This window comes from Mycolicibacterium aichiense (genome assembly GCF_010726245.1).
GTDB lineage: Bacteria > Actinomycetota > Actinomycetes > Mycobacteriales > Mycobacteriaceae > Mycobacterium > Mycobacterium aichiense.
Genome location: NZ_AP022561.1, coordinates 4,371,122 through 4,396,751 on the forward strand (window position 1 = coordinate 4,371,122; position 25,630 = coordinate 4,396,751).

The following is a 25,630-nucleotide window of genomic DNA, read 5'->3' on the forward strand; positions in this document are numbered from 1 at the left end:
TGTTGCCGATGAGGCTTTTGTCATGACTGGCTGTGAGGCCCGTCACGGCGCCAGAAACCTCGGTGAACCGGGCCCCCCGATCACCGTCGAACCACTGAGCACAAGGGGTCAGGATGAAATACATGGGTCGAGTGCTGGTGGCGATGATCGCCGCCGTCGCGGCACTCTTCGTCGGGACAGGCACGTCGCACGCAGGTTTGGATAATGAGCTGAGTCTGGTCGACGGCGGTGGCCGGACGATGACGGTGCAGCAGTGGGACACCTTCCTCAATGGTGTGTTCCCGTTGGACCGCAACCGGCTGACTCGGGAGTGGTTCCACTCCGGCAAGGCTGTCTACAGCGTGGTCGGCCCGGGTGCCGATGAGTTCGCGGGCACCTTGGAGCTGGGCTACCAGGTGGGCTTCCCCTGGTCGCTGGGCGTGGGCATCAACTTCAGCTACACCACCCCCAACATCCTGCTCGACGACGCCAACATCTCCCCGACGGGCTTCAACCCGCTCGGTTCGGTGATCACCCCGAACCTGTTCCCGGGTGTGTCGATCTCGGCTGACCTGGGCAACGGCCCCGGCATCCAGGAAGTCGCCACGTTCTCCGTCGACGTCGAAGGTCCCAACGGCTCGGTCGCGGTGGCCAACGCCCACGGCACCGTCACCGGCGCGGCCGGCGGCGTGCTGCTGCGCCCCTTCGCCCGCCTGATCTCCAAGGCCGGTGACAGCGTCACCACCTACGGCGAACCCTGGAACATGAACTGACGATGAGTTACTGACCCCGCTTGGGGTGGGGCGGCTGGCTCAGGCCAGCCGCTCCACCGCGGCGGCGATACGTTCGTCCGTCGCGGTCAGCGCCACCCGAACGTGCTGGGCACCCCGGGCTCCGTAGAACTCCCCGGGAGCGACGAGGATGCCACGCTCGGCCAGCCACGCCAGCGTCGTCCGGCACGGCTCACCGCGGGTGGCCCACAGATACAGACCGGCCTCGGAGTGGTCGACGGTGAAACCCGCCGACCGCATCGCGGCCAGCATGACGTCGCGGCGGCGCGCATAGCGCTGCCGCTGCTCTATTTCATGGGCGTCGTCGTCGAGCGCGGCCACCATCGCCGCCTGCACCGGCCCCGGCACCATCATCCCGGCGTGCTTGCGCACCGCGAGCAGCTCGGCCACCACATCGGGGTCACCGGCGACAAAGCCGGCGCGATACCCCGCCAGTGACGAGCTCTTCGACAGCGAGTGCACCGCCAGCAGGCCGGTGTGGTCGCCGCCGCTGACCGACGGATGCAGAACCGACGTCGGCTCCTCTTCCCATGCCAGGCCCAGATAGCACTCGTCGGACACCACGAGCGTGCCGCGTTCACGGGCCCATTCGACGACCTTGCGCAGATGGTCGCGGCCCAGAACCTTGCCGGTCGGGTTGCTCGGCGAGTTGATGAACAACACCGCGGGCGACTCGGGACCGAGCTGGGTCACCGAGTCGGCCGCCATCACCCGGGCGTGCGCCAGCCGCGCGGCCACGTCATAAGTCGGGTAGGCCAGCTCCGGAACGACCACCAGATCGTCGGCGCCCAGGCCCAGCAGAGTCGGCAGCCACGCGATGAGTTCCTTGGTGCCGATCACCGGCAGGACGGCGTGCTCGGGCAGGCCGGTGATGCCGTAGCGCCGCTGCAGCGCAGCCACCGCGGAGGCCCGCAAGGCCGGCGTTCCCGCCGTCGTCGGATATCCCGGCGCAGCGCTGGCCGCAGCCAAAGCTTCACGGATGACCTCGGCTACGTCATCTACCGGGGTGCCCACCGAAAGGTCGACGATGCCGCCCGGGTGAGCCCGCGCGGTGGCCGTCACCTCAGCGAGGGTGTCCCACGGAAAAACCGGCAGCGCCTCCGATACCGGGCGCCGCCGCGCGCGCAACGGGACGGGAGCCGTCAGGCCTCTTCCTTCGGCGGCAGGTCCTTGACCACCTGCGGGTCGTTGTCGGTCTGACCGACCTTGGAGGCACCGCCCGGCGAACCCAGCTCAGCGAAGAAGTCGGCGTTGATCTGGGTGTAGGACGCCCACTGATCCGGCACGTCGTCCTCGTAGTAGATCGCCTCGACGGGGCAGACCGGCTCGCACGCACCGCAGTCCACGCACTCGTCGGGGTGGATGTACAGCATGCGCGCACCCTCATAGATGCAGTCGACCGGGCACTCTTCGATACATGCCTTGTCCTTGATGTCGACGCAGGGCTCGGCGATCGTGTACGTCACTTGAGGTTCTCCTCGGTCTGCTCTATTCGGGGTGGCTGTATGTCTGCGGGGCTGCTGGGAACGCCTAGTATCCGATGCCGGTCACCGGATAGCCGACTCAGTGTGCCCTAACTTGTCGGCCATCCCCCACCGGTTCGCACAAGGCGTTTCGCGCGGTTACTGATACTAGACGTTTCGTATATTAGCGAGCTATACCCGCAACGGCTCCGACGACACCGGTGCGCGCCGCCAACACCATCCCTGCGCTGCTAGTCGAGCTCCCGTACCTGCAGGATCTCCACGTTCCGGGCAACCAGAAGCGGCCGGATACCGTCGGCCACCAGCTCCTGGTAGTGCGCTGAATCCAGATGCGCCTGCTGCGCCGCCACGTCCCGGTAGCGCTCGACGATCACCAACGAGGTCGGCTCCTCGGTGCTGTGGTAGGCGTCGTAACCCAGGCATCCCGGTTCGGCGAGCGACAACCTGCGCAGCGTCGCCGTACGCTCGAGCACGGCATCGAGATCGGCTTCGGTGGTCCGCCAGTGCGCGATCACCACGACTGAGGCGTCCATCAGGTCCGCGTGAGTGCGCGCGCCAGTGCTTCACCGACGATGGACCCGGATTGCGGATTCTGTCCGGTGATCAACCGCCCGTCGACGACGAGGTTCGGGTGCCAGGGCTCGGCCCGCTCGTAGAGCGCGCCTTCGGCCCGCAAAGCCTGCTCCAGGTCGAACGGCACGTCCTGGTCGGCATATCCGTCCTCTTCCGCGTCCGAGAACGCGGTCAGCTTGCGGCCACGCACCAGCGGGCTCCCGTCCGCCAGTGTCACGCCGAGGAAGGCCGACGGCCCGTGGCAGACGGCGGAGACGATGAGGCCGGCGTCCCACGCGCGACGCACGGTGTCCTTGACTTCCGGGTTGCCGGTGATGTCCACCATGGGACCGAGGCCGCCCGGCACGAACACCGCGTCGTAGTCGAGCACATCGACCTCGGACAGCTTTCGGCTTCGCGACAGACGGCGGTAGGCCGCGCTGCCGAGGAACGACGTCTGCACCTCATCGGAGTCATCGAATCCGTCCTCGGGGGGCTTGCCACCCAGCGGCGAGGCGAATTCGACGGCGATGCCGGCGCGGTCCAACTCATGGACCGGATGGGCGATCTCCGGGAAGAAAAAGCCGGTGGCCCGGTGGTGCGGTCCGATGAAGGCCGCGTTCGTCACCACGAACAGGACATACGGAACGCTCATTTCGCGATCTCCTCAGCCAGAAGTACCTGTGCTTGCGACCATCCCAGCACATGCGAACGTCGACTTCATCCAGTCGATGTCCAGTCGCCGTCAACAGCAGAGCCTTAGCGTGGAGGTACCGAAACCCCGACTATCGGAGGTGTCCACCGGCATGCTCGCGGCACGCATTCACGAGTTCAATCAACCGCTGCGCATCGATGACATCCCGATCCCGCAGCCGCAGCCCAACCAGGTACTCCTCAAGGTTGCCGCGACGGGCATGTGCCGCAGCGACTACCAACTGCTGGACGGCTACTTTTGTGCCGGACTCCCGGTGGAATTGCCCTTCACCCCCGGTCACGAAATCTGCGGGCATGTCGCCGCGCTGGGTTCCGAGGTCCCCGATGAGTCCGGCCTGCGCGACGGCGATCTGGTCATCGTGAACCCGAACTGGGGTGACGGAACCTGTCGGCAATGCCATGAAGGCAATGAACAGCTCTGCGGCAACGGACAACTCGTCGGCTTCGGCCCGAACGGGGGGTTCGCCGAATACATGCTGGCGCCCTACGACCACCTCATCTCCGTCGCCGACCAGCCCGACGTCACGCCCGCTTATCTCGCTCCATTGACCGACGCCGGGATCACACCCTACCGAGGGATGAAGAAGCTCCTCGCCGCCGGCAAGCTCGGCGCGGACCGCACCGTCGTCGTCACCGGCATCGGCGGACTCGGCAGCTATGGGATCCAGTACGCCAAGCTCCTCGGCGGCGGCTCCACCGTCGTCGGATTCGCACGCAGCGCCGAGAAGCTGTCCGTAGCAACCGAAAACGGTGCCGACCACACCGTCAACGTCCGCGACAAGTCGGTCGACGCAGTACAGGACGAACTCGAACAGCTCACCGGACGGCGGACGGTCGACGCGGTGCTCGACTGTGCCGGATCGCCGGAGTCCCTCGGGCTGGGGGCATCGATCCTGGCGACCGAGGGCGCACTGGCTCAAGTCGGTCTGATGGGTGAGCGGGTCGAGTTGCCGCTCTTCCCGTTCGTCAGTGGTGAGAAGTCCTACTTCGGCTCATTCTGGGGCAACCACAACGATCTCATCGAGGTGCTCGCGCTGGCCAGGCGCGGCGCTATCAAACATCACGTCGTGCCGACCCGCCTCGCGGATATCAACGACACCCTCGAAGCACTGGGACGCGGCGACATCGTCGGGCGTGCCGTCGTCGTCTTCGACTGAGTATGCCCGCCATTCACCATCGGTTCGCCGTCATCGACAGACACCGGGTCTTCTACCGCGAGGCGGGGCCGCTCGGAGCACCGATTCTTGTTCTGCTGCACGGTTTTCCGGCCAGTTCGTCGATGTTCCGCAACCTCATTCCGCTGCTGGCCGACCGATGGCATCTGATAGCCCCGGACCATCTCGGTTTCGGCCTCTCCGACGCTCCGCCGGCCGGCGAATTCACCTACACGTTCGACGCACTCACCGACCTGACCGCCGGACTGCTGCGCCACCTGGGTGTGCACCGCTACGCGATGTACGTCCACGACTATGGTGCACCGATCGGCTGGCGCCTGGCACTGCGCGACCCGTCGTCGATCGCGGCGATCATCACCCAGAACGGCAACGCCTACCAGGAGGGCTTCCAGCCCGATTTCTTCCGGGTGGTGTGGGCCTACTGGGCGCATCAGAATCCGCAGACCGAGTCGGGGGTTCGCCAGGCGCTGACGCTGGAGATGACTCGCTGGCAGTATCTGGCCGGAGTCGCCGACGAGACGTTGGTCGATCCGACCACCTGGATCACCGATCACGCCCGGCTGTCCCGGCCGGGAAACGACCTCATCCAGCTCGCACTGTTCCGCGACTACGCCAGCAATCCCCCGCTGTACGCCGCTGTCCACGAGTACTTTCGGGCGTCCGGCGTCCCGCTCCTCGCGGTCTGGGGTCGCAGCGATCCGGTGTTCGGTCCGCACGGTGCCGCAGCATTCAAGGTCGACTTGCCCAACGCCGAGATTCATCTGATCGACGGCGGTCACTTCTTGTTGGAAAGTGCGCTCGACGAAGCGCTGCCGTTGATCCGCACTTTCCTCACCGCCAACCTCTGACCGGACCTACCCGGTCACCTTGCCCAAAAACTCCCGGATGTATCCGCTGATCTCCTCGCCGTGTGTCTCCAGCGCGAAGTGGCCGGCGTCGAGCAGGTGGAACTCGCCGTCGGGCAGGTCGCGCCGGAAGGCCTCTGCTCCTGCGGCACCGAATATCTCGTCGTTGCGGCCCCAGGTCACCAACAGCGGAGGCTGATGGGTGCGGAAGTACTCCTGGAATCCCGGGTACCCGTCGAGGTTGAACTGGTAGTCCCAGAACAGTTGCAGCTGGACCTCGTCGTTGCCTTTGCGGTCCAGCCCGGCCTGATCGAGTTGCCACGCTTCGGGTGCGATGCGGTCCAGCCGATCGTGGGGTACGCCGTGGGTGTACTGCCAGTACGTCTTGCTCGCGGTGAAGTATTCGCGAACGCCGCGCTCATTGGCGGCGCGGTCCTTGGCATGGGCGAACAGAATGTCCCAGAAGGGCGTGAAGCCCTCCAGATAGGCGTTACCGCTCTGTGTGATGATCGCGGTGATCCGCTCCGGAGCCGCGCTGGCGATCCGCAGACCGATTGGTGCGCCGTAGTCGTGGATGTAGATGGCGAAACGTTCCAGGCCGAGCCGGGCGATCAGCTTCTCGGTCACCGCGGTCAGGTTGTCAAAGCTGTAGTCGAATTCGTGGATCGTCGGCATCGACGACTGGCCGAAACCGACATGGTCCGGCGCCACGAGGTGATAGGAATCGGCAAGCGAGGCAATGAGATTGCGAAACATGTGCGAGCTGGACGGGAACCCATGCAGCAGAAGGATCGTCGGGTTGGCGGGGTCGCCGGCTTCGCGATAGAAGACATCGATACCGTCGATTGTGGCGGTGTGATAGCGGACAAGACTCATGGCACGCTCCTGTGGTCGGGATGCCTGCCAAGTTAGGTGGTCCTTGTTGACACCTAATGGACTCGCAATGGACTGCAGGCGCTCAGACCGCGCGTTGCATGGCGGCTGAATCGAGTTCGTCGAGAAGCGCCTCGGCTCGCCTGGCGAACAGATGCGCCTCACGGTCCACCGATACCGCTCGGGCGTGCTGCGCCGCTACCCGCACCTGAGCCGACGGCACCCCGCGGGCGTGCGTCAACCGCGCGCGCATCAGAAGCACAAACCCTTCCGCGTACCGCTGGCCGTGGTCACGCATATGTTGCTCGGCCTGCTCGAGTGCGGTCGCGGCTAGGTCGGATTCGCCTGCCTCAAGCCACATCTCGGCCAGGAGCGCACACCAGGTCGCCACACAGGAACGCGGCGGGTCCAGCAGGTTCGCCGCGATGAGCGCCTCTGCGTCACGCGCGGCGGCATCGACGGGTCGATCACCGGTCATCGCCGCCGCCCAGCAGCCGGCCAATCTCTGATACGTCCCGAGAAACACGAAGTTGAAGCCGGGGTCCACTTCGAGGCCGCGCGCCACCACCTGCAGCGCCCAGTGCGGGTCGCCGGCGAGCACTGCGGTCCGGCACACCATTGCCGCCCATACCGTGATCAAGTACGGTTCCGCGCCCGCGGCGGACTCGAGAACGTCGAAAAGCTCTTTCGCCGAGTCGAGATCGCCGTGCAGCGCAGTGGTCTCCGCCAGCATTCCCGTCATCAGCCAGTGCAGATCCCGGCACACCGGGTCCTCGTCGTTGCGGAGTTCGTCGAGCAACGACTGCCTGCAGCGCACCAGATAGCGGAATGCTTCACCGATGTGGCCGGCGTTCCACTGCTGGATCCCCCAGGCCTGAAAGCCGTACGAGCGCACCACGGGATCAGCGGACGCGCACCCTCGTTCGAGCAACCGCTGCGCCAGGGGGCGAGCGACGTCGAGCTCGATCGCCTGCGCATGAGCCGCCCACCGTGAATAGAGAAACCCGGCGGCATCGCGCTCCCGCCCGAGTCCGACCGCCAGCCGTTCCGCACGTTCCAACATGTCCCGCAATCCATGCGCGCCGTACATCGACTGCATGCCCACCATCGCGGTGAGCTGGGTCAGGGCAGCGAGTTCCAGTTCCGGCGCGGCGGCCTGCCGGGACAACTCGATGGCCGCGCAGAGGTGGTGCTCGGCCGCTTCGAATGCGCACTTGTTCACCGCCCGCCGGGCGGCCTGCATGAGCGCGTCTGCTGTCCGATCCGGTTGCACGCAGGGCCCCGCGGCCCACAGGTGGTGGGCGAGGCGCTCCAGCAGCACTTCCCCTTCCCGCGAAAAGGCTTGCAGCGCATCGGCAATGCGGGCGTGCATGCGGCTGGTGCGGTGGGCGGGAATTAGCTCGACAACCGCTTCCCGCACCAAGTCGTGGACGAACCGGAACTGGAACGGATCTGCAGTGGCGGCAAGAATGCCGAGTTCGTTCAACGGTTCTAGGCAGTCGAGGCATTCCCCGGCATCGAGGCCCGCGGCGTGGGCAAGCACCCGGAGGTCGACGTCGCGGCCGATCAACGCAGCCGTGAACAGCAGGACCCTGTCCATGTCGGCGACGTGGGTGATGCGATCGTGAACGATGTCGCGCACCGTGGCAGGCACTTCCGCGCTGACCGGCGTGTCACCGACCGACGTCTCACGGTGGGCCAGCAGCCGTGACAGCTCTCGCACGAAGAACGGGTTGCCCACTGTCCGCCGATGGATGCTGCTGACCGCACTGACACTGGGCTCTCGCCCCATCTCGAATCGGATCAGATCGGCGACATCAGATTGGGTCAGCGGTTCTAGCCGGATTCGGCGCACACCTGGCACGCGGCTGGCGATGGCGAGCATCCGGGTGAGGTCGGCGCGCGGTGCGGGCGCTTTATCTCGCAGCGCGCCGACGAGTGCAACACCGTCGGGAAGTCTGGATGCCAAGTGCGAGAACAGTTCCAGCGAGGGCCGGTCAGCCCAGTGCAGATCGTCGATGACCAGCACCACGGGTCGTGCGGCCGCGGACTCCCCGATCAACGCGGTTACCCGCTCGAACAGACGGAACCGCGCCCCGCTGTCGGGCAACGGGGGCGGCAACGCCTCAGAAGCCGAATCCAGAAGGTGGCCGATCTCTCCAGCACGCCAGCGTTGCTGCGCCTCCTCAGGAAGTGCCGCCACAACTGCGTTGAGTGCCTGGACCCACGGCCACATCGCCGGAGTGCCAGCCGACGGTGGACTGTCACCCCACGCCATCAGCGCGTGCCGTCCGGCGGTGGCGCGAATCTCTTCGAGTAGACGCGTTTTGCCGATTCCGGGTTCGCCCTCCACGAGCACGAGTCCTGTGCTGCGTGCGATCGCACCATTCACCGATTCGGCGACGGCTGCCGTCTCTCGAAAACGACCGACGAAACCCGCGGTCCGCGTCATCACGCCGGTGACCGGCGGCGACTGGGCAACGAAGGTTGCGGCACGCACCGGTTGTTGGCGCAGCACCCGCTGATGGGCACGATGCAGCGTCTGGCCCGGCTCGATACCGAGCTCATCGGCGAGTCGCCGGCGGGTGACGCGAAACAGATTGAGCGCCTCCGCTTGTTGCCCTTGCGCCGATAACACCGCGATGAGGGCAGCGTGGACCGGCTCGTTCAGCGGAGCCATCGCAGCAGCCAGCCGCAGGGGCGCGGAGATTCGCTGCGGCGCGCACATCGACAGCGCCAATTCCGCCGCGCCCACGCACGCGTCGAAGAATCGATTGTTGAGCTCGGCGAACAGCGGGGCCGCCGACGCTGCGCAGTCCAGTCCGTCGCCCGCCGCGCCCCTCCAGAGGCCCAGAGCCGCTTCGTAATGCCCAAGGGCGACGTCGGGTTGTTTCTCACCGAGAGCGCGCCGGGCGGCGTCGACGCGCTGCTGGAACTCGGCCAGGTCCAGAGCCGCCGTTGCTGGCGTGAACATATAACCGCCGCCCCGCCGGAGCAGCTGGGTTCCCGAACTCCGCGGCGGAAGCGATGGTTCGAAGACGCGACGCAGCGCTCCCACGTACTTGTGGATGACGTTGAGCGCGCTGTCCGGTGGGTGTTCACCCCAGATCAGATCGATCAACGCCCCGGTGCTCACCGGTTGCCCAGGCTGGGCCAACAGCATTGCCAGCAAACAGAGTTGTTGACGCGGTCCGGCGTCCAGTTCGATCTCGCCGCGCCATACCCGCAGCGGCCCGAGGATCTGCAAGCGCAGCTGCGAGCCGTCATCCTCCGACGCGGCGCCGCCCGCAGTCCAACTCACTGCAGTGACACTACAGTCAATACAGCCAATGTACAATAGGTTCACAGTAGCTTCACTGGGTTCACCATTACTCCGATGTAGGATTCGTTCCCTCATGACTTCACCGCCCGGCACGAACGAACGACCATCGGAACGTCGCCGCTCACGCCGAGACGAATACGCCGAACAAACGCGTCAAGCGGTGCTCGCCTCGGCGCGGACGCTGTTCGCCGAGCGCGGCTACTTCGCCACGACGATCAACGACATCGCCGCGGCCAGCCGGGTGTCCGCAGGGACGGTGTACCAACAGTGCGGCGGCAAGCAAGGTCTGCTGCGCTCACTGATGGACAGCTGGACCACCTCAGACCTGGTGCAAGGCACCCTTGACCAGATTGAGCGATGCGAATCGCCGGCGGAGGTCTATGCGGCGCTCGCCGACTCGTATCTGGAGTTCTGGCGCCGGTATGACGACATCGTTCAACTGGTTCTCGCGACCGCGGTTCATGACGAGGCGGCCACCGAATCGTTGGGGCAGGCGATGGCGCGGCATCGCGCCGCGCTGTACGAAATCGCCCGCAAGTTACGCACTCTGGGCGACTTCGCCGACTCGTTCACCGACGAGGACTTCGCGGACATCACCCTCTACCACTACGGACCGCACAATGGTTTCCACTTCACCGTGACCGTGCTGGGCTGGCCCGAGGATCGCGCGAAGGAATTCCTCAGCACACAGTTCCGCCAGTCGCTGCACGCCGCCGCGACCAACTGACGCCGGGCGGGCAACGCACTTCACTGGTCGTCCACTTGTGGTCAACAGTGCCCACCTACCGTCTCCGCCATGACCGATATCGTCTTCATCCACGGACTGTGGGTATCGCACACTTCCTGGCAGCCCTGGATCGAGCGGTTCGCCACCGAGGGCCACCGCTCGATCGCGCCGGGTTGGCCGGGCGAAGCGGAAACAGTGACCGCAACCCGCGAAAACCTCGACGCGCAAGCCGGATTCAGTCTGCGGCAGGTCACCGATCACTTCGCGGCGATCATCGACCAGTTCGATACCCCGCCCATCGCGATCGGGCACTCGTTCGGTGGTCTGATCGCCCAACTGCTCCTGGGCCAGAACAAGCTTGCCGCCGCGGTGGCCATCAATCCCGCTCCGATCAAGGGCATCCGAGCCCTCCCACTGGCCCAGTTGCGCTCGGCGTTCCCGGTGCTGGGCAACCCGCTCAACCACGGTCGCGCCAAAGGGCTGACCCGCGGACAGTGGCGTTACGGGTTCGGCAATGCGCTGAGCGAGACGGAATCCGATGCGCTGTGGGAACAATGGGCGATCCCGTCCCCGTGCAAGCCGCTCTTCGAAGTGGGGACGGCCAACTTCGTGCCGAACTCGGCCGCCACCGCGGACACCGCGAACACCGGGCGCGGGCCACTGCTGATCACCGGCGGAACCGAGGACCACACGGTGCCCCTGGTCACCGCGCGGGGCGCCTACAAGCGGTACGCGAAATCGTCGGCTGTCACCGATTTCCACGAATTCACCGGCAAGGGACATTCCTTGATCGTCGACCACGGCTGGCCGGAGGTCGCCGATGTCGCGCTCACCTGGCTCAAGGCCCAGAATCTCGGTGCTTGAGCCTCAGGCCGCCAGGTCGGTGTAGGTCGTCGTGCGCTGACGCGCCGGACGGCCGATACCGGCGGCGATCGCCATCAGCTCCTCGGCGGACTTCGCCGAGCCGTTCTCCGAGCCGGCCATCCGCGAGATGGTCTCTTCCATCAGAGTGCCGCCCAAGTCATTGGCGCCGCCCTGCAGCATAACCTGCGTGCGCTCGACGCCCAGCTTCACCCAAGACGTCTGGATGTGAGAGATCCTGCCGTGCAGCATGATCCGCGCCAGGGCGTGCACCGCGCGGTTGTCCCGGTGCGTCGGGCCAGGACGTGCTCCGCCGGCGAGGTACAGCGGCGATGACTGGTGCACGAACGGCAGCGGCACGAACTCGGTGAACCCGCCTGTGCGGTCCTGGATGGCTCTCAGCACGTTGAGATGCCCCACCCAGTGCTTGGGGGTGTCGACGTGGCCGTACATCATCGTCGAGCTCGATCGCAGCCCCACCTCGTGCGCGGTGGTCACCACGTCGATCCACTCCGAGGTGGGCAGCTTGCCTTTGGTCAGCACCCAGCGCACCTCGTCGTCGAGGATCTCCGCGGCGGTGCCGGGAATGGAACCGAGCCCGGCCTCGCGCAGCGAGGTCAGCCATTCGCGCACCGAAAGGCCGCTGCGGGTCACCCCGTTGGCGATCTCCATCGGCGAGAAGGCATGGACGTGCATCGACGGCACCCGCGCCTTGACCGCCCGCACCAGATCGGCATAACCGGTGACCGGCAGTTCGGGGTCGATCCCGCCCTGCATGCAGACCTCGGTGGCTCCGGCGACGTGCGCTTCCCACGCACGGTCGGCAACCTCGGAGGTGGACAGCGAGTACGCGTCGGCATCGCCCTTGCGCTGAGCAAACGCGCAGAACCGGCAGCCGGTGTAGCAGATGTTGGTGAAGTTGATGTTCCGGTTCACCACGAACGTCACGTCATCACCGACCGCCTCGCGGCGAAGCGAATCAGCAAGGGCGGCAACCGCATCCATTGCCGGGCCATCGGCGGTGGCCAGAGCCAGGTATTCGTCGTCGCTGCAGCCCCCCGGGTCGCGTTCGGCCGACCGCAGCGCCGCCAGCACATCGGTGTCGATGCGCTCCGGTGCGCGGGCGGCCAATTCGGAGACCTTCTCCCGGATGGACTCCCAGTCCCCGAACGCGCTGCCGAGATCACTGCGGGTCTCGGTCAGCCGGCCCTCGGTGTCGATGGCCGAATGAAGATCGGTGCGGCCCAGGGACTCCGACGCCTCGTCGGGTTCCTGCCAGGGCCGGCCCACCGGCTTGGTGTCCAGCGCCCATCCGGTGTCCGGATCGGCCAGCGCATCCACATGTCCGCGCACCCGGGGATCGATCCACGCCGCACCCGCCTGCACGTACGACGGCTGCGCGGTAAGGCGTTCCACCAGTTCGTAACCCGCCGCGGCAGTCACCGCAGCCAACTCGTCCAGGGCAGGCCACGGCCGCTCCGGGTTGACGTGGTCGGGCGTCAGCGGCGACACCCCACCCCAGTCGTCGACACCGGCCCCGACCAGCGCCAGGCATTCCTGCCGCGACACCAGATTCGGCGGCGCCTGAATGCGCATCTTCGGACCGAGCACCAGGCGGCTCACGGCGATCGTGGCCAGGAAGTCGTCGATGCCGGCATCGGGTACCGACGCCATCGCGGTGTGGTCCTTGGCCCGGAAGTTCTGCACGATCACTTCCTGAACGTGCCCGAACTCTTTGTGCGAGCGCCGGATCGCGTGCATGGTCTCGGCGCGCTCGGTCAGCGTCTCACCGATCCCGACGAGCAATCCCGTGGTGAACGGAATCGACAGCCTGCCTGCATCATCCAGCGTCCGCAGCCGCACCGCGGGATCTTTGTCCGGGCTGCCGTAATGCGCCAGCCCCTTGGTCTCGAACAGCCGCCGCGACGTGGTCTCGAGCATCATGCCCATCGACGGCGCGACCGGCTTGAGCCGCGACAGCTCGGTCCAGCTCATCACCCCGGGGTTCAGGTGCGGCAGCAGGCCGGTCTCTTCGAGCACTCGGATCGCCATCGCGCGCACGTAATCCAAGGTGGAGTCGTAGCCGCGCTCGTCCAGCCACTGTTTGGCCTCGTCCCAGCGGGCCTCAGGACGGTCACCGAGAGTGAAAAGAGCTTCCTTGCAACCCAATTCCGCGCCCCGACGTGCCACGTCGAGAATCTCGTCGGGCTCCATGAACATGCCCTTGCCCTCGGCACGCAGCTTGCCCGGCACCGTCACGAAGGTGCAGTAATGGCAGGTATCGCGGCACAGATGAGTAACCGGGATGAACACCTTGCGCGAATAGGTGACCGGCAGGCGCCCGCCAGAGCCCCGGCGGCCTGCGGAGTCCAGGCCGGCGTCGCGAACCCGGGCCGCGCTTGCACACAGGTCGGCGAGGTCGTCACCGCGGGCGGTCATGGCGATCGCCGCCTCGTCGACGTTGAGGGCGACACCGTCGCGGGCGCGACGCAGGACGCGTCTCAGCGCAGCGGGCGGCGGAGCATCAGTCCGCTGCGGAACCACCGGCGTGGGCAACGGGCTACTTGGCTGCGAGTTCAGGGCCACTCCCCGGTAACCGTCGACAGCTGAGAAATCATCCGCACGTCCCACAATCTGAAACTCCGGCGACTGACATGCTGCACACAGTAGTCCTCGCACGTGGCCGCGCGACCTTGCCCGTCGGGCCCGCTCAGTGACCGGGACACGGCGACAAAATCTGTAACACTTACGCGCACGCAACGTAAATTGTCAGTATTAGCTGTGTCTGAAGCAGGGGGTTCGCCATGACCGTGTCCGTCCGTTCATATCTGACCGCTGGGATAGCGGCGGCGGTCGTCGGCGCCGTGGCATTGACGCCCGTGCAGCCCTCGGCGCCGGCCGCGATGTCGCTGGACTCCGTCCGCCTCTCAGCGGCGGTTCAGCCGCTGGTCAACCAGGTCAATGCCGCCGCAGCCACCATCGGCGCGCCGGACGTCGCCCCGTCACCCGGCCGGCCCGCAGCAGCCAAGACAGCGCAGGCGAACAATGCCGCCTCGGACGCCATCGACGCGGCCTATCAGTGGGTCCTCTACTGGGGCAATTATTTCGCCCTGGACCTGGGCCCGTATTTACTCGGATGGATCCCGTTCGGTTATCTCATCAGCGATCAGATCTACATCTGGTACCCCAACTTCACCGTCCCGGTGGCCAACAGCGTCGTCTACGACTTCCTGGACCCGGTGGTCAACGACTTCTGGAACCCGACGGTCTGGCGCAACGGGCTGACCGCGATCGCCCAGACCACCCTGAACAGCCTCGGCGTGGTCGGCACCCAGGAGGTCGCGTACTTCTGGAGCCTGCAGTGGTTCCCGTTCCCGCTGCCGCCGTTGCCGCCGCTGCCGTTCGCAGCGCTGAAGACGCCTGCCGCGGCCGCGAGCGCCGGCGCCGCCGTCGAGCAGAAGACCGAAACGGCGACCGCCAAGTCCGGCCTCGCCCATTCCGGCCGTCCGCAGGCGGTCACCCAGACGGCCGACGCAGCCGACGACACCGCCGTCACCGCGCAGGCGGTCACCGACACCAACAGCTCGGTGGACACCCCCGCGCCGAAGGTCGTCAGCACCAACAAGTCCGCCAAGGCGGACAGCAGCGCCAGTTCGGACAAGGGTGGCTCGACCAAGTCGGGTGCCACATCCGGCGCCAAGAAGTCGACGGGCGGTTCGGCGCGAAGCAAGGCCGCGAAGGGCAACAGCTAGCGGGTGCGCCGCCATAAGAACACCGCGGGCGGCGCGGCACCCAACGCCAGGAAGATCAGCACCGAGTAGGCCATCACTCCGGGGCCGCCGAAGACGATGTCACCGCCCGGCCCGCCCAGGGTCAGCGCGGCGACGGTGACCAGCCACGTCATCAGCGGTAGCGCGGCAAGGCGGTCGGAGTCCGTCCAGTGGCCGGCCGCCCACACCAGGGCGAGATTCACCAGACCACTGACCAGCGCGCTGATCGGCACCGGCACCCCGCCCAGATAAAGCGGCAGGAACAGCGCGCCGGCGACGGCCGAGAGCACGCCGTCGACGGCCAGCAGGGCGAGCACCACCGTGCGGATGGCCGGGTCCGTCGTGCCCGGGTCGTCGGCGACCTCAACGGAGCGTGTGGCGCGGCGCGGTCCCGCCGGGGTCGATCGAGGTCGGTTCAACCTAGTGCCCGAAGCCGAGTCCGCCGAGAAGGTCGGTCTCCCAACCCCGCTCGTCGGTCGGGCCCGCTGCGCCCTCGACGAGGACATAGTGTTCGGCGGCCAGCACGGGCAGCACGAGCTTGTTGGACAGCGTGAACGCCCGCCTGGTCGGACCGACCAGCATCTGGGTGGCATGGGCCGCGATCGCGTCGACCTTGGCGTCGACATGCTCGGGCGCCTCGACGATCGCAGTGATCTTGTCGTCGGGGAAACCGAACTCCACGTCGGCGGGCGGCATGATCCAGTCGGACAGCACGTCGTCGGGGCGCAGCGCGTTGACGCCGTCCCGAAAAGCGCTGGCGCAGATGACACCCCAGTAGAACTTCGGCACCCTCCAGGTCGCGGCCGCGACCGCGGCGGTGGTGATCGTGTGAGTCTGGACATGGTCGGGGTGGCCGTAGCCGCCGCCCGGGTCGTAGGTGGCGACGACGTGCGGGCGCAGTTCGTCGATGACGTCGGCCAGCAGTCCGACTGCTTCGTCGACGTCGGCGTCGACGAACTTGGTGTGCTTGCGCGCCGGGGTGCCGGGCATGCCCGAGTCGCGCCACTTGCCCGCGCCGCCGAGGAACCGCGGGCCGGACAGTCCCAGCGCCGCAAGGGCCGTCGTCAGTTCCCCGATTCGGTAGCCGCCCAACTGATCCGCCTCGTCGACGGCGAGTCGCAGCCAACGGTCATCGATGATCTCGCCCTCTTCACCGAGGGTGCAGGTGACGACGGTGACCTCGGCGCCGCGTTGCGCGTAGCGCGCGATGGTCACCCCGTTGTTCATCGTCTCGTCGTCCGGGTGGGCGTGTACGAACAACAGTCGCGGGGTTTCCTGCTCAGCCACGTCGGCCACCCTACCGGCGCACGTGGCATAGATTCGGCCCGTGAACCGGCGCCACCTGGAGTTCGGCTGCGCGGTCGTCGCGATCGGGCTGCTGGCCGGGCTCGCCGGCGCCGCGACCACCCTGCTGTTGCACGCCGTCGAGCACCTCACGTTCCACTACAGCTTCGGGACCCTGCTGGACGGAGTGACGGGCTCGAGTCCGGTGCGCCGCGCGGTCGGCCCCACGATCGGCGGAGCGCTCGCCGGCCTCGGCTGGTGGCTGCTGCGGCGACGCACCCGGGTGCCGTCCTTGTCCGAGGCCATCGAGTCTCCGCGACCGATGCCGCGGCTCGCGTTGTCGCTCGACGCCTGCCTGCAGGTGTTGCTGGTGGGCGCCGGCGCGTCGCTCGGCCGGGAGGGCGCACCCCGCCAGTTCGCCGCCGCGCTCGGCGATCTGGGCACCTCCAGGTGGGCGCTCACCGCCGGCGATCGCCGGATCCTGCTCGGCTGCGCGGCCGGGGCCGGGTTGGCGGCGGTGTACAGCGTGCCGATGGGCGGCGCGCTGTTCGCCATCCAGATCGTGCTGGGCAGCTGGAGCCTGCGCACCGTCGGAACAGCGATGATCACCTCCAGCATCGCGGTGGCGGTGGCCGCACCGGTCACCCATCTGGAGGTGCCGCTGCATTGGCCCGATCCCGAACTGTCCTATCTGCTGACCGGGTTCGCCGTACTGATCTCCCCGCTGGCGCTCGCGGTGGGCCGGGGTTTCAACCGGCTGATGCAGTACGCGAAGGCTCACCGGGTCGGCGACTCCTGGCTGCTGATCCCCGCGATCGCCGCAGCCGGACTGCTGGTCGGTGTGCTGTCGCACTGGTGGCCCGAACTGCCGGGCAACGGCAAGAGCGTGCTGACCGTGAGCGTCGCCTCCGGGCTGACGCTGGCCTCGGCCGGGACGCTGCTGGTGCTCAAGCCGCTGGTGACCGCACTGTTCCTGCGCGCGGGCGCGGTCGGCGGCATGTTGACGCCAGCATTGGCAACCGGCGCGGCGATGGGTTCGCTGGTGGCCATGGCGATCAACGCCTGGACGCCGGTGACGGTCAGCGTCCCGGCGGTGTCACTGGCCTGCGCCGCGGGCGTACTCGCCGTCACTCAGGGTGCTCCCGCCTGGGCGGCGCTGTTCGTGTGGGAGCTGGCCCATCCCCCGTGGTGGCTGCTGATCGTCTTCGCCGCCGCCGCGGGCGCCGCCAGTGTGCTCGACGGTCTACTCACCCGGCGCCGCGAAATTCCGGTGAACGAGCAAACCGATCACTGACAACCGCCGCCGGATCGGGTAGAAGGACTCACGTGGAAGACGTGCCGCTGTCCCCGACCGCCGATCCATCGCTTCAGAGCGCGATGACGCGCCGGCTGCTCCGGCGTTCGGTCGCCACCGGCGAGATCAGCCTGCCCGCCGTGCCCGGCCTGCTCGAGGCATACGTGACCATGTGCGCCAACCTGTTCGCGGCGTTGGGCAGTGAATTCACCGTCGAGCAGGTCGACGAACTCCGCGGCATCCTGCGCGACCAGCTGACCGAGGCGTTCGGCGCGTCGCCGCGCTCGGAGATCGTCATCTCGTATGCGGCCCCGGTCGGAACGGTGCTGAACTACCACGTCAAGAGCCGCTGGTGGACGGTCGAAGGCGCGTACGAGAACTGGATCGCCACCCGCGAACCACCGCTGTTCGGATCCGAACCCGACGCCCGGGTGTGGGCGCTGGCCGGCGAAGCGGCCGACCCCCGCTCGTGTCCGATCCTGGATCTGGGTGCGGGAACCGGACGCAACGCATTGGCGCTGGCGCGCCGCGGCCACGACGTCGACGCGGTGGAGATGACGGCGTCGTTCGCCGAGAGCATCCGCGAGGCTGCACAGAGTGAGTCGCTGGCAGTACGGGTGTTGCAGCGCGACATCTTCGCGACGATGGATGATCTGCGCCGCGACTACCGCCTGATTTTGCTGTCGGAGGTGGTGTCGGACTTCCGGTCGACTGATCAGCTCCGCGGGATCTTCGAGTTGGCCTCCCACTGCCTGGCCCCGGGGGGTCGGCTGGTGTTCAACGCCTTCGTCGCGCACCGCGCTTACACCCCGGACGACGGGGCCCTGCAGCTGGGCCAACAGTGCTACACGACGATCTTCACCCAACCCCAGATGGCGGCTGCGCTCGCCGGGTCTGCGCTGGCACTGGTGTCGGACGTGTCGGTCTACGACTACGAGAAGGACCATCTGCCTGCCGGGACCTGGCCGCCGACCAGCTGGTACGCCGAATGGGTCAGTGGGCTGGACGTGTTCGACGTGCCCCGCGATCAACGCCCGGTCGAGATGCGGTGGCTGGTGTACGAAAAATCGAGCGTGCCGCCGGTGTGAGGCACCAGAATTAGCCAGTCTGTGCGTATGCAAATTTCCTCAGCCGCCCTTAAGGTACCGGCCGTCCTAAATGGGTTGGCTCACAAGGATTTTCTGGCCCCCACCTCGGTAAACAGGAATTTTCGCTTAAAAAAATTCTCAGGCGGTGTCTTTACCCTTATCAGCCTATTCTCAGGTATCGTTCTCCTAGCCGTGCCGCAAACACGGATTAGGGAGACGGCATGCGACGGGCGTTGGGGCCATTCCTCACTACAGGGGTGGCACTCGTGGCGGCGACTGTGGTCGTGGCCAACCCCCTCGCGCCTCCATCCAGGGACATGCAGATCTCCACGACGCAGCTGTCCACCAGCCCCGATTTGCTCAGTCCGTCCGATAAATCCCTGCTCAGCGCACTGACGCCGAAGTTGCCGAGTTCGGACATCGGCCCTGCGCTCGCGCAGATCCTGGCCGCCCTGGCCGCGGACGCCGATCGCATCAGCCGCGAGGTCAGCTCGGCGATCAATCCCGAACCGTCGGTCGTCGCGGCCCTCCCCGAGCAAACTGCTTACCGGCCAGAACCGATCGGGTCCGGCTTCGTCGAGTCGGCAAACGCCACTCCTGTCCCATCCACCACGGGATTTGTCACCTCGGTCGTCAGTTCCGACGTGGTGCAGGCGCTCAATGGCCTGGTCTTGGACACCTCATATCTCGGCGGAAAAGTCGTCGAGGCGGCCTACGCCGTGGTGGCGGTGATCATCCGCGTTCCGCAATTCGTCGTGACCGCTGCTCTGGATCTGCTCGCCGGCGACATCGCCGGCGCGCTGGACACCGTCAAAGCCGCGATCCGGGCGTTCTGGGGCCCGGGGCTGATCATTCTCGACGGGATCAGGGACGTTCTGTACGGGCGTCGGCCGCCGGCCATCCCACCGCCCGCGGCACTGAAGAATCTGGTCGCCTCGGCGACCGCCGGCGCAGGGACCGAGGCCAAACCGGTTACCAGTGAGCCGGCCACCGATACCGCGACACCGGAGCCGTCCGGCCAGAACAACAAGGCCGGCTCCGCTCGTAAACCGGACACCACGCCGACGGCGGCCAGTTTGCGGCCCACCACCACGACGTCCCCCGCGACCAAGTCGACCGACTCCAGCGACTCGGGCACCGGCACGACAACCCCGACCAAGGGCCGCGGTGACAGCAAGCCGGCGACGGGGACCACCCGCTCGACGGCGGGGTCGGCCCGGGACTCGAAGACTTCTTCGTCCAGTTCGTCGGGATCTTCCGGCGCCGGCTCGTCGACCGACTGACGGCGCCCGCGCGGGCCGAACTGGTTGTCCGCTCAAACACCGTTCGCCACTTCTGCCAACTCGCAGTTTGTCAGTTTGCTGTCAGGTAAGTTTCGCCTGGTCGGTATACCTCGGCGAAGGAGCCAGAAATGCCTGCCACTGTCACCTCGCTCTACAAGACCAGCATCGCGCTCGCAGGGGCGGGCATCATCGCCGTGAGTCCGCTGACCCCCAGCCAGAGCACGCCCATCACCTCGGTGCACCTCCCCCAGATCCAGCTCACCGACCTTTCCATCCCGGCATTCGGCGCGATTCCGTACCAGATCGGCATCAACCTGCTCGGCGACATCCTCGCCGCGACGCCGATCCTGATCGGCAGCACCCAGCAGTGCGACACATACTGCCTTGGTCCGAACACCCCCGCGCCCCTACCGACCTATGCCCCGTTCACCGGCTGGGGTCTGGTCGGGTTGGGCAAAGGACTGATCAGCAGCCCCGCCGCGTTCATCGGCGCGCTGCAGGCCGGCCGTGACGTCCCCCAAGCGCTCGGCGTGGCACTGCTCGCCCTTCAGGTGCCGATCACCAACACGTTCAGCTTGCTCACCGCATCGCGCATGCCGTTCGGCGGCTTCGGGCTGCAGGCCACCCTCGAACGCACCTTCACCGCATCCCAGGACGCCCTCGTCGCCGGCTATCAGATCGCGGCTCAGGCACTGGTGCAAGGCCCGTTGACCGTGCTGGGCGGCGCCGTGGCCGGGGCGACGGCGTTCGCCTCGACGCTCGCCCAGACCGGCGACATCGTCACCGCATTGACCGCAGGCCGGGCACCGATCCAGCAGGCCGTCACCGCCGCGGCAAACGACCTCGCCTTCAAGATCGACACCGGGCGAGCGCGGGTCTATGCCGACCTCCTCGCCGGCCCCGGGGCCACCACACGGCCGATCCCCACGGTGCCGGCCCCCAGCGGAGCGGCAAGCCGCCTCACCAAGTCCACAAATACGAAGACGACCGCAGCCGGCGGCGCCACGTCCACCGCCAAGAAGGGCGGTGTCGCCGGTTCCAAGCGCGCGCACAAGGCCGCCTCGGCCCGATAGGAGTACTTACAACAGCCGCCTACTGCGCGGCTTTGGCCCATCGGCCGGCGTCACCGACGATGCCGACCGGCACCGCCCCACTCAGGCTGACGTTCTGCACGCTCGGGCCCACCGCGACGATCGTGGTGTCCTGCAGGATCGGCAAGACCGTCGACAGGTTCCACAGGCGCGGCTCGACCAGGTTGATGACGTCGTCGATCTTGGCCGAACCATCAAGGGCCGCTGCGATATTGGGCTGAATGCTGCGATCGCAGATTCCGGTCAGGTTCGACGGCGCCTGCACCAGCGCACCCGACTCGGGAGTGGGCGGCGGTGGGCTGGTCGGCGTCACGGGCGTGGTCACCGGCGGCGGGCTGGCCGACGGTGTCGGCGACGGGCTTGCCGTCGTGCTGGTCGGAGCCGCCGTCGGAACAGGCGTGGCCTCCAAAGCCGGGCAGCCGTAGCGCGACGCCAGCGAGGTGGCCAGGTCACCGCCCGCGGCGTGCCAGCCCACGATGGCGTCGACGCGGTTGTTCACCAGCGCATCGCCGTAGAGCACCGGCGGATCCAGGGCCAGCACGGTCGCGGCGATACCGACACTGCGTAGCTGGTCGGCCGCGGTGTTCGCGACCGCCACCGACGTCGGGTCGTTGGTCGCCACGCCGATCACCAGCGACAGGATCTCGCCGTCCTTGCTGACCCGACCGCGGGTGATCTCCGGCGGCCCCGGTTGCGGTGTCTCGGTGCGCGAACCCGCCGACGGCGGCGACGGCACCGGCGACTCGGTGGGGGTCCGGTCGATCTGGAAGCCGGCCTGCTCGAGCAGTTCCAGGGACCGCTGCGTGCCCAGTGCCGGTGGCGCGGTGGGCACGTAGCCCGGATCGCTCGGCGAACGCACCTGCGCCTGCGCCAGGGTGACGGTGTTGTCGCTGCCGGCGCCGACGGCGGCCAGCAGATCCACGTCGAGCAGCCCCAGAATCGCTTTGCGGACAGCTGGATCCGACAGCTTGGCCTCGCGCGCCCGCAGCGTCAGCTGCATGACCCGCGGAGTGACGATCCGCGCGGTTCGCACATCCGGGATAGCCGACAGCTGGGCGAACGCAGCGGCCCCGCCGTGCACCTGCGCCACCTGCGTGTCACCGTTGCGGATCGAGTCGGCCAGCGCGGCGGGCGCGCCGGCGCGGCGGAACAGGATCTGGTCGGGGTGCGCCGGCGGTCCCCAGAACCGGTCGTTGCGGGCGAGCAGGATCTCGTCACGTTGCGGGTCGATGTTGTCCACCCGGAACTGGCCGGCGGTCACCGGCATCGCGCGGGCCAGGCCGGCCGGGAAGCCGCCCGGCACATCCTTGACGATGTGCGCCGGCAGCAGGTCGTTGAACAGCTCCCGCCACGCCGGGTACGGCTGCGCGAAGGTCACCACGGCGGTCTTGCCGCCCTCGATCGACTGCACGCCGGTGATGAGGTCGTAGCCCGCGGGGTCGACCACTCCGGGCTGGCTGACCATCTGGCGCCACAGGTACCAGAAGTCGTCGGCGGCGATCGGGGCGTTGTCGGTCCACGACGCTTCGGGACGGATCTTGTAGGTGACGGTGAACGGGTTCTGGTTGGTCACCTCCGCCGAGACCAGCAGCGTCGGATCCATCTCCCAGCGCGAGCCGGTCGACGTGGCCGGGTCGGGTACCGGCCGGAACGAGCTCGGCAGCACCAGCGCGCTGATCGCCGCGTTGACCGGGGACTGATCCGACAGCAGGTGCGGGTTGAACCCGGCGCCGATCGAGTCGATGCCCATGATGATCTGGGTCGCCTTGGGCGGCAACGGCGCCGGCGACTCCGTGGTCTCGGTGCTCTGCGGGGCCGGCGGCGGGCTGACCGTACACGCGGCCGTGACCAGCACTGACAACAGCACAGCCAGGGCTCGAAGGCTGCACGGTCTCCTCGGCACGCCCCTCAGAGTAGCGATAGGTCGCAGGTCAGCCCCTGGCCTTGGCCCGCGACTTCGCCCGCGCCCGGCTGGTGGCGTCGAGCTCGACCTTGCGCACCCGCACGATCTCCGGCGTCACCTCGACGCACTCGTCCTCGGCGCAGAACTCCATGGCCTGCTCGAGACCGAGCTCCAGCGGGCGGGCCAGCGTCTCCATCACGTCAGCGGTCGAGGACCGCATGTTGGTGAGCTTCTTCTCACGGGTGATGTTGATGTCAAGGTCCTCGGCTCGCGGGTTGATTCCGACGACCTGGCCCTCGTAGGTCTCCTGCCCGGGCTCGACGAAGAACTGCCCACGGTCGGCCAGCTGAATCATAGCGAACGGGGTGATCTGGCCGGAGCGGTCACTCACCAGTGAACCGGTGTGACGGGCCCGGATCTCCCCCGCCCACGGCCGATACCCGTCGAACACCGCGTTGGCGATTCCGGTGCCCCGGGTCAGCGTCAGGAAGTCGGTGCGGAAGCCGATGAGCCCGCGGCTGGGCACGATGAAGTCCATCCGCACCCATCCGGCCGCGTGGTTGGCCATCTCTTCCATGCGGCCCTTGCGGCCGGCCATCAGCTGAGTGATCGCGCCGACGAACTCCTCGGGGCAGTCGATGGTCATCGCCTCGAACGGCTCGTGCAGCTTGCCGTCGATGGTGCGCGTGACCACCTGCGGCTTGCCGACGGTCAGCTCGAAGCCTTCTCGGCGCATCTGCTCCACGAGCACCGCCAGCGCCAGCTCACCGCGGCCCTGCACCTCCCAGGCATCCGGCCGGCCGACGTCGACGACCTTGATCGAGACGTTGCCGACCAGTTCGGAGTCCAAGCGGCTCTTGACCATTCGCGCCGTGAGCTTGTGGCCGGACACCTTGCCCGCCAGCGGCGAGGTGTTGGTGCCGATGGTCACCGAGATCGCCGGCTCGTCGACGGTGATCCGCGGCAGCGCGTGCGCGTGGTCGGGGTCGGCCAGGGTGTCGCCGATCATGATCTCGGGGATGCCGGCCACCGCGACGATGTCACCGGCCACGGCTTCCTCGGTGGGGGTGCGTTCGACGCCCTCGGTGACGAGCAGCTCGGTGATCTTGGCGTTCGTGATCACCGGATGGCCGTCGACCTCGCGCATCCAGGCCACCTGCTGGCCCTTCTTGAGGCGACCCTTGTAGATGCGGATCAGCGCGAGCCGGCCCAGGAACGCCGACGCGTCCAGGTTGGTCACCAGCGCCTGCAGCGGCGCCTCCGGATCGCCCTGCGGCGGCGGAATGTGCTCGAGCAGGACATCGAACAGCGGATCGAGGTTCTCGCCGTCGGGGTTCTCGCCGTTGGCGGGCTGGGTGGTGCTGGCGATGCCGGCCCGTCCCGAGGCGTACAGCGTCGGCAGGTCCAGTGCCTTCTCCGCGGCCGCCTGCGCTTCCTCGTCCAGGTCGGAGGCGACGTCGAGCAGCAGATCGTGGCTTTCCTCGACGACCTCGGCGATCCGGGCATCGGGCCGGTCGGTCTTGTTGACCACCAGGATCACCGGCAGGTGCGCGGCGAGCGCCTTGCGCAGCACGAACCGGGTCTGCGGCAGCGGGCCTTCGGAGGCGTCGACCAGCAGCAGCACGCCGTCGACCATGGACAGGCCGCGCTCGACCTCGCCGCCGAAGTCGGCGTGACCGGGGGTGTCTATGACGTTGATCACTGTCATCGAGCCGTCGGGGTTATGACGATGCACGGCGGTGTTTTTCGCCAGGATCGTGATGCCCTTTTCCTTCTCCAGGTCACCGGAATCCATCAAGCGTTCGATGGTGTCGTCACCACGGTGGGTCAGGGCTCCGGACTGCCGCAACATGGCGTCCACCAGGGTGGTCTTGCCGTGGTCGACGTGCGCCACGATGGCGACATTGCGGAAGTCTCGGTTGTTCACGGCCCTGATTCTCGCAGCGCAGGTGCCCTTTCGCGAAAACGTGGAAGCACCAGCAGCGCCGCAGCGAGGAAGCACAGCGCTCCGAAGAAGGTCCCCAGGTTCGCTACCAGCGCGTCCTCGGTGATTCCGGTTCGCCGCACGAATGCACCGACCGCGGAGACCCCGAACGCGATCGAGCCGATCATGTTGATCCATTCCGCCTGCCAGTCGCGCGACCCGAGCGCGATCAGCCCCACCGCGATCGTGGCCGCCGCCACCCCGAGCGCCGCGCTCACCAGAAAGGCGACCGACCCCAACGCGTCCGGGGTCCAGACGTAGTGGCGGCGCACTCCGGTCGCGTGCGCCCACACTGCGGCACCGGTACTGATGTTGAACAGCACGGTGCCCACGAATTGGATTGCCGCCGAAAGCCATTCGAGTTTCCAGGGCGGTGTGGCAAGAACCAGTTGCATCCAGGCCGCCGCGGTGAAGAACCAGGAGCCGACGAAGCAGAGCCAGTTGGCAGCACCTGCACCGGCGACGGCGGAGAAACCGGGCACGGTCGCCGCGGCGAAACAGGCCGAACCCACCGCGAACAGCCAGCATTGCCGCGAAAGTGTCGCCAGCGTCCCCACGCACGGCATTCCAACAGGCTTTCCACACCATTCGCAAACTCGGCGGAGTTACC

At 67.4% G+C, this 25,630-nt stretch carries 22 protein-coding genes; 10 read left to right on the top strand and 12 right to left on the bottom strand.

Annotated features, from left to right (window positions below; translation table 11 throughout):
* The first annotated feature begins 113 nt into the window (after positions 1 to 113).
* Complete coding sequence (locus G6N32_RS20835) at positions 114 to 752, top strand: porin MspA (protein ID WP_115321667.1); 639 nt, start codon at positions 114 to 116, stop codon at positions 750 to 752.
* A 39-nt stretch (positions 753 to 791) separates the two neighbouring features.
* On the opposite strand, the gene dapC is transcribed toward G6N32_RS20835, so the two are convergent.
* The 4 genes from dapC to G6N32_RS20855 form a co-directional block, all read right to left on the bottom strand.
* Positions 792 to 1,898 (bottom strand): succinyldiaminopimelate transaminase, encoded by a 1,107-nt coding sequence (dapC, locus tag G6N32_RS20840; protein ID WP_115321668.1) that lies wholly within the window; start codon positions 1,896 to 1,898, stop codon positions 792 to 794.
* 14 nt (positions 1,899 to 1,912) lie between these two features.
* Positions 1,913 to 2,236: a ferredoxin gene (gene fdxA / locus G6N32_RS20845; RefSeq protein ID WP_036343792.1), complete on the bottom strand. Its 324-nt coding sequence runs from the start codon at positions 2,234 to 2,236 to the stop codon at positions 1,913 to 1,915.
* Positions 2,237 to 2,484: 248 nt separating this feature from the next.
* Entirely contained in the window at positions 2,485 to 2,787 is a 303-nt protein-coding gene (locus tag G6N32_RS20850) for a putative quinol monooxygenase (RefSeq protein WP_115321669.1), read from the bottom strand.
* The gene (locus tag G6N32_RS20855) at positions 2,787 to 3,461 is read right to left on the bottom strand and encodes a type 1 glutamine amidotransferase domain-containing protein (RefSeq protein ID WP_115321670.1); all 675 of its coding nucleotides are present in this window, start codon (positions 3,459 to 3,461) and stop codon (positions 2,787 to 2,789) included. Before G6N32_RS20855 ends, G6N32_RS20850 begins: the two co-directional genes overlap by 1 nt.
* Positions 3,462 to 3,570: 109 nt before the next feature.
* Here G6N32_RS20855 and G6N32_RS20860 point away from each other — a divergent pair, with 109 nt between their 5' ends.
* Complete coding sequence (locus G6N32_RS20860) at positions 3,571 to 4,677, top strand: NAD(P)-dependent alcohol dehydrogenase (protein ID WP_232077218.1); 1,107 nt, start codon at positions 3,571 to 3,573, stop codon at positions 4,675 to 4,677.
* Between the two features lie 2 nt (positions 4,678 to 4,679).
* Entirely contained in the window at positions 4,680 to 5,543 is an 864-nt protein-coding gene (locus G6N32_RS20865; RefSeq protein WP_115321671.1) for an alpha/beta fold hydrolase, read from the top strand.
* 6 nt (positions 5,544 to 5,549) lie between these two features.
* Here G6N32_RS20865 and G6N32_RS20870 read toward each other — a convergent pair whose 3' ends face one another.
* Together G6N32_RS20870 and G6N32_RS20875 are read right to left on the bottom strand one after the other, a co-directional pair.
* Positions 5,550 to 6,416 carry an alpha/beta fold hydrolase gene (locus G6N32_RS20870; protein WP_115321672.1) on the bottom strand — a complete coding sequence of 289 codons (867 nt, stop codon included), beginning with the start codon at positions 6,414 to 6,416 and terminating at the stop codon, positions 5,550 to 5,552.
* An 82-nt stretch (positions 6,417 to 6,498) separates the two neighbouring features.
* On the bottom strand, positions 6,499 to 9,714 hold the full coding sequence (locus tag G6N32_RS20875) for an ATP-binding protein (RefSeq protein ID WP_232077219.1): 3,216 nt from the start codon (positions 9,712 to 9,714) through the stop codon (positions 6,499 to 6,501).
* A 94-nt stretch (positions 9,715 to 9,808) separates the two neighbouring features.
* On the opposite strand from G6N32_RS20875, the gene G6N32_RS20880 reads away from it, so the two are divergent.
* Positions 9,809 to 10,462 (top strand): TetR/AcrR family transcriptional regulator, encoded by a 654-nt coding sequence (locus tag G6N32_RS20880; protein ID WP_163789358.1) that lies wholly within the window; start codon positions 9,809 to 9,811, stop codon positions 10,460 to 10,462.
* A 69-nt stretch (positions 10,463 to 10,531) separates the two neighbouring features.
* The gene (locus G6N32_RS20885; RefSeq protein WP_115321674.1) at positions 10,532 to 11,326 is read left to right on the top strand and encodes an alpha/beta hydrolase; all 795 of its coding nucleotides are present in this window, start codon (positions 10,532 to 10,534) and stop codon (positions 11,324 to 11,326) included.
* Between the two features lie 3 nt (positions 11,327 to 11,329).
* Here the strand turns inward: G6N32_RS20885 and G6N32_RS20890 are convergent, their stop codons facing one another.
* On the bottom strand, positions 11,330 to 13,879 hold the full coding sequence (locus G6N32_RS20890) for a bifunctional FO biosynthesis protein CofGH (RefSeq protein WP_276047431.1): 2,550 nt from the start codon (positions 13,877 to 13,879) through the stop codon (positions 11,330 to 11,332).
* Between the two features lie 248 nt (positions 13,880 to 14,127).
* Between G6N32_RS20890 and G6N32_RS20895 the strand changes: the two genes are divergently transcribed.
* The gene (locus tag G6N32_RS20895) at positions 14,128 to 15,075 is read left to right on the top strand and encodes a hypothetical protein (protein WP_115321676.1); all 948 of its coding nucleotides are present in this window, start codon (positions 14,128 to 14,130) and stop codon (positions 15,073 to 15,075) included.
* Here the strand turns inward: G6N32_RS20895 and G6N32_RS20900 are convergent.
* Positions 15,072 to 15,422 carry a hypothetical protein gene (locus tag G6N32_RS20900; RefSeq protein ID WP_174901050.1) on the bottom strand — a complete coding sequence of 117 codons (351 nt, stop codon included), beginning with the start codon at positions 15,420 to 15,422 and terminating at the stop codon, positions 15,072 to 15,074. The genes G6N32_RS20895 and G6N32_RS20900 overlap by 4 nt on opposite strands.
* A gap of 91 nt (positions 15,423 to 15,513) precedes the next feature.
* Positions 15,514 to 16,380, bottom strand: coding sequence for an N-acetyl-1-D-myo-inositol-2-amino-2-deoxy-alpha-D-glucopyranoside deacetylase (gene mshB, locus G6N32_RS20905; RefSeq protein ID WP_115322052.1), 867 nt, complete (start codon positions 16,378 to 16,380; stop codon positions 15,514 to 15,516).
* Positions 16,381 to 16,420: 40 nt separating this feature from the next.
* On the opposite strand from mshB, the gene G6N32_RS20910 reads away from it, so the two are divergent.
* The 4 genes from G6N32_RS20910 to G6N32_RS20925 all read left to right on the top strand — a co-directional run bounded on the left by G6N32_RS20910 (position 16,421) and on the right by G6N32_RS20925 (position 21,115).
* On the top strand, positions 16,421 to 17,671 hold the full coding sequence (locus G6N32_RS20910) for a chloride channel protein (RefSeq protein WP_115321678.1): 1,251 nt from the start codon (positions 16,421 to 16,423) through the stop codon (positions 17,669 to 17,671).
* A gap of 32 nt (positions 17,672 to 17,703) precedes the next feature.
* Positions 17,704 to 18,759: a class I SAM-dependent methyltransferase gene (locus tag G6N32_RS20915; RefSeq protein ID WP_410432326.1), complete on the top strand. Its 1,056-nt coding sequence runs from the start codon at positions 17,704 to 17,706 to the stop codon at positions 18,757 to 18,759.
* Between the two features lie 317 nt (positions 18,760 to 19,076).
* A complete protein-coding gene (locus G6N32_RS20920; RefSeq protein WP_147292066.1) occupies positions 19,077 to 20,042 on the top strand; it encodes a hypothetical protein in 966 nt (321 codons plus the stop codon).
* A gap of 128 nt (positions 20,043 to 20,170) precedes the next feature.
* Positions 20,171 to 21,115, top strand: a complete 945-nt coding sequence (locus G6N32_RS20925; protein WP_115321680.1) for a hypothetical protein — start codon at positions 20,171 to 20,173, stop codon at positions 21,113 to 21,115.
* 19 nt (positions 21,116 to 21,134) lie between these two features.
* Here the strand turns inward: G6N32_RS20925 and G6N32_RS20930 are convergent, their stop codons facing one another.
* From G6N32_RS20930 to G6N32_RS20940, 3 genes are read right to left on the bottom strand one after another with little or no spacing between them, the layout of a single operon-like run.
* Positions 21,135 to 23,045, bottom strand: a complete 1,911-nt coding sequence (locus G6N32_RS20930) for an ABC transporter family substrate-binding protein (protein ID WP_115321681.1) — start codon at positions 23,043 to 23,045, stop codon at positions 21,135 to 21,137.
* 19 nt (positions 23,046 to 23,064) lie between these two features.
* A complete protein-coding gene (typA, locus tag G6N32_RS20935) occupies positions 23,065 to 24,963 on the bottom strand; it encodes a translational GTPase TypA (RefSeq protein WP_036343786.1) in 1,899 nt (632 codons plus the stop codon).
* Positions 24,960 to 25,586 carry a hypothetical protein gene (locus tag G6N32_RS20940; RefSeq protein WP_115321682.1) on the bottom strand — a complete coding sequence of 209 codons (627 nt, stop codon included), beginning with the start codon at positions 25,584 to 25,586 and terminating at the stop codon, positions 24,960 to 24,962. The genes typA and G6N32_RS20940 overlap by 4 nt, the downstream gene beginning before the upstream one ends.
* Between the last annotated feature and the right edge of the window lie 44 nt (positions 25,587 to 25,630).

Bases quoted from the DNA above. Each gene is read 5' to 3' on its own strand.
- G6N32_RS20920 (WP_147292066.1), top strand. From the start codon at position 19,077: ATGCAGATCTCCACGACGCAGCTGTCCACCAGCCCCGATTTGCTCAGT.
- G6N32_RS20880 (WP_163789358.1), top strand. From the start codon at position 9,809: ATGACTTCACCGCCCGGCACGAACGAACGACCATCGGAACGTCGCCGC.
- G6N32_RS20870 (WP_115321672.1), bottom strand. From the start codon at position 6,416: ATGAGTCTTGTCCGCTATCACACCGCCACAATCGACGGTATCGATGTC.
- G6N32_RS20940 (WP_115321682.1), bottom strand. From the start codon at position 25,586: ATGCCGTGCGTGGGGACGCTGGCGACACTTTCGCGGCAATGCTGGCTG.
- G6N32_RS20850 (WP_115321669.1), bottom strand. From the start codon at position 2,787: ATGGACGCCTCAGTCGTGGTGATCGCGCACTGGCGGACCACCGAAGCC.
- G6N32_RS20865 (WP_115321671.1), top strand. From the start codon at position 4,680: ATGCCCGCCATTCACCATCGGTTCGCCGTCATCGACAGACACCGGGTC.
- G6N32_RS20895 (WP_115321676.1), top strand. From the start codon at position 14,128: ATGACCGTGTCCGTCCGTTCATATCTGACCGCTGGGATAGCGGCGGCG.
- G6N32_RS20835 (WP_115321667.1), top strand. From the start codon at position 114: ATGAAATACATGGGTCGAGTGCTGGTGGCGATGATCGCCGCCGTCGCG.
- G6N32_RS20885 (WP_115321674.1), top strand. From the start codon at position 10,532: ATGACCGATATCGTCTTCATCCACGGACTGTGGGTATCGCACACTTCC.
- G6N32_RS20855 (WP_115321670.1), bottom strand. From the start codon at position 3,461: ATGAGCGTTCCGTATGTCCTGTTCGTGGTGACGAACGCGGCCTTCATC.
- G6N32_RS20925 (WP_115321680.1), top strand. From the start codon at position 20,171: ATGCCTGCCACTGTCACCTCGCTCTACAAGACCAGCATCGCGCTCGCA.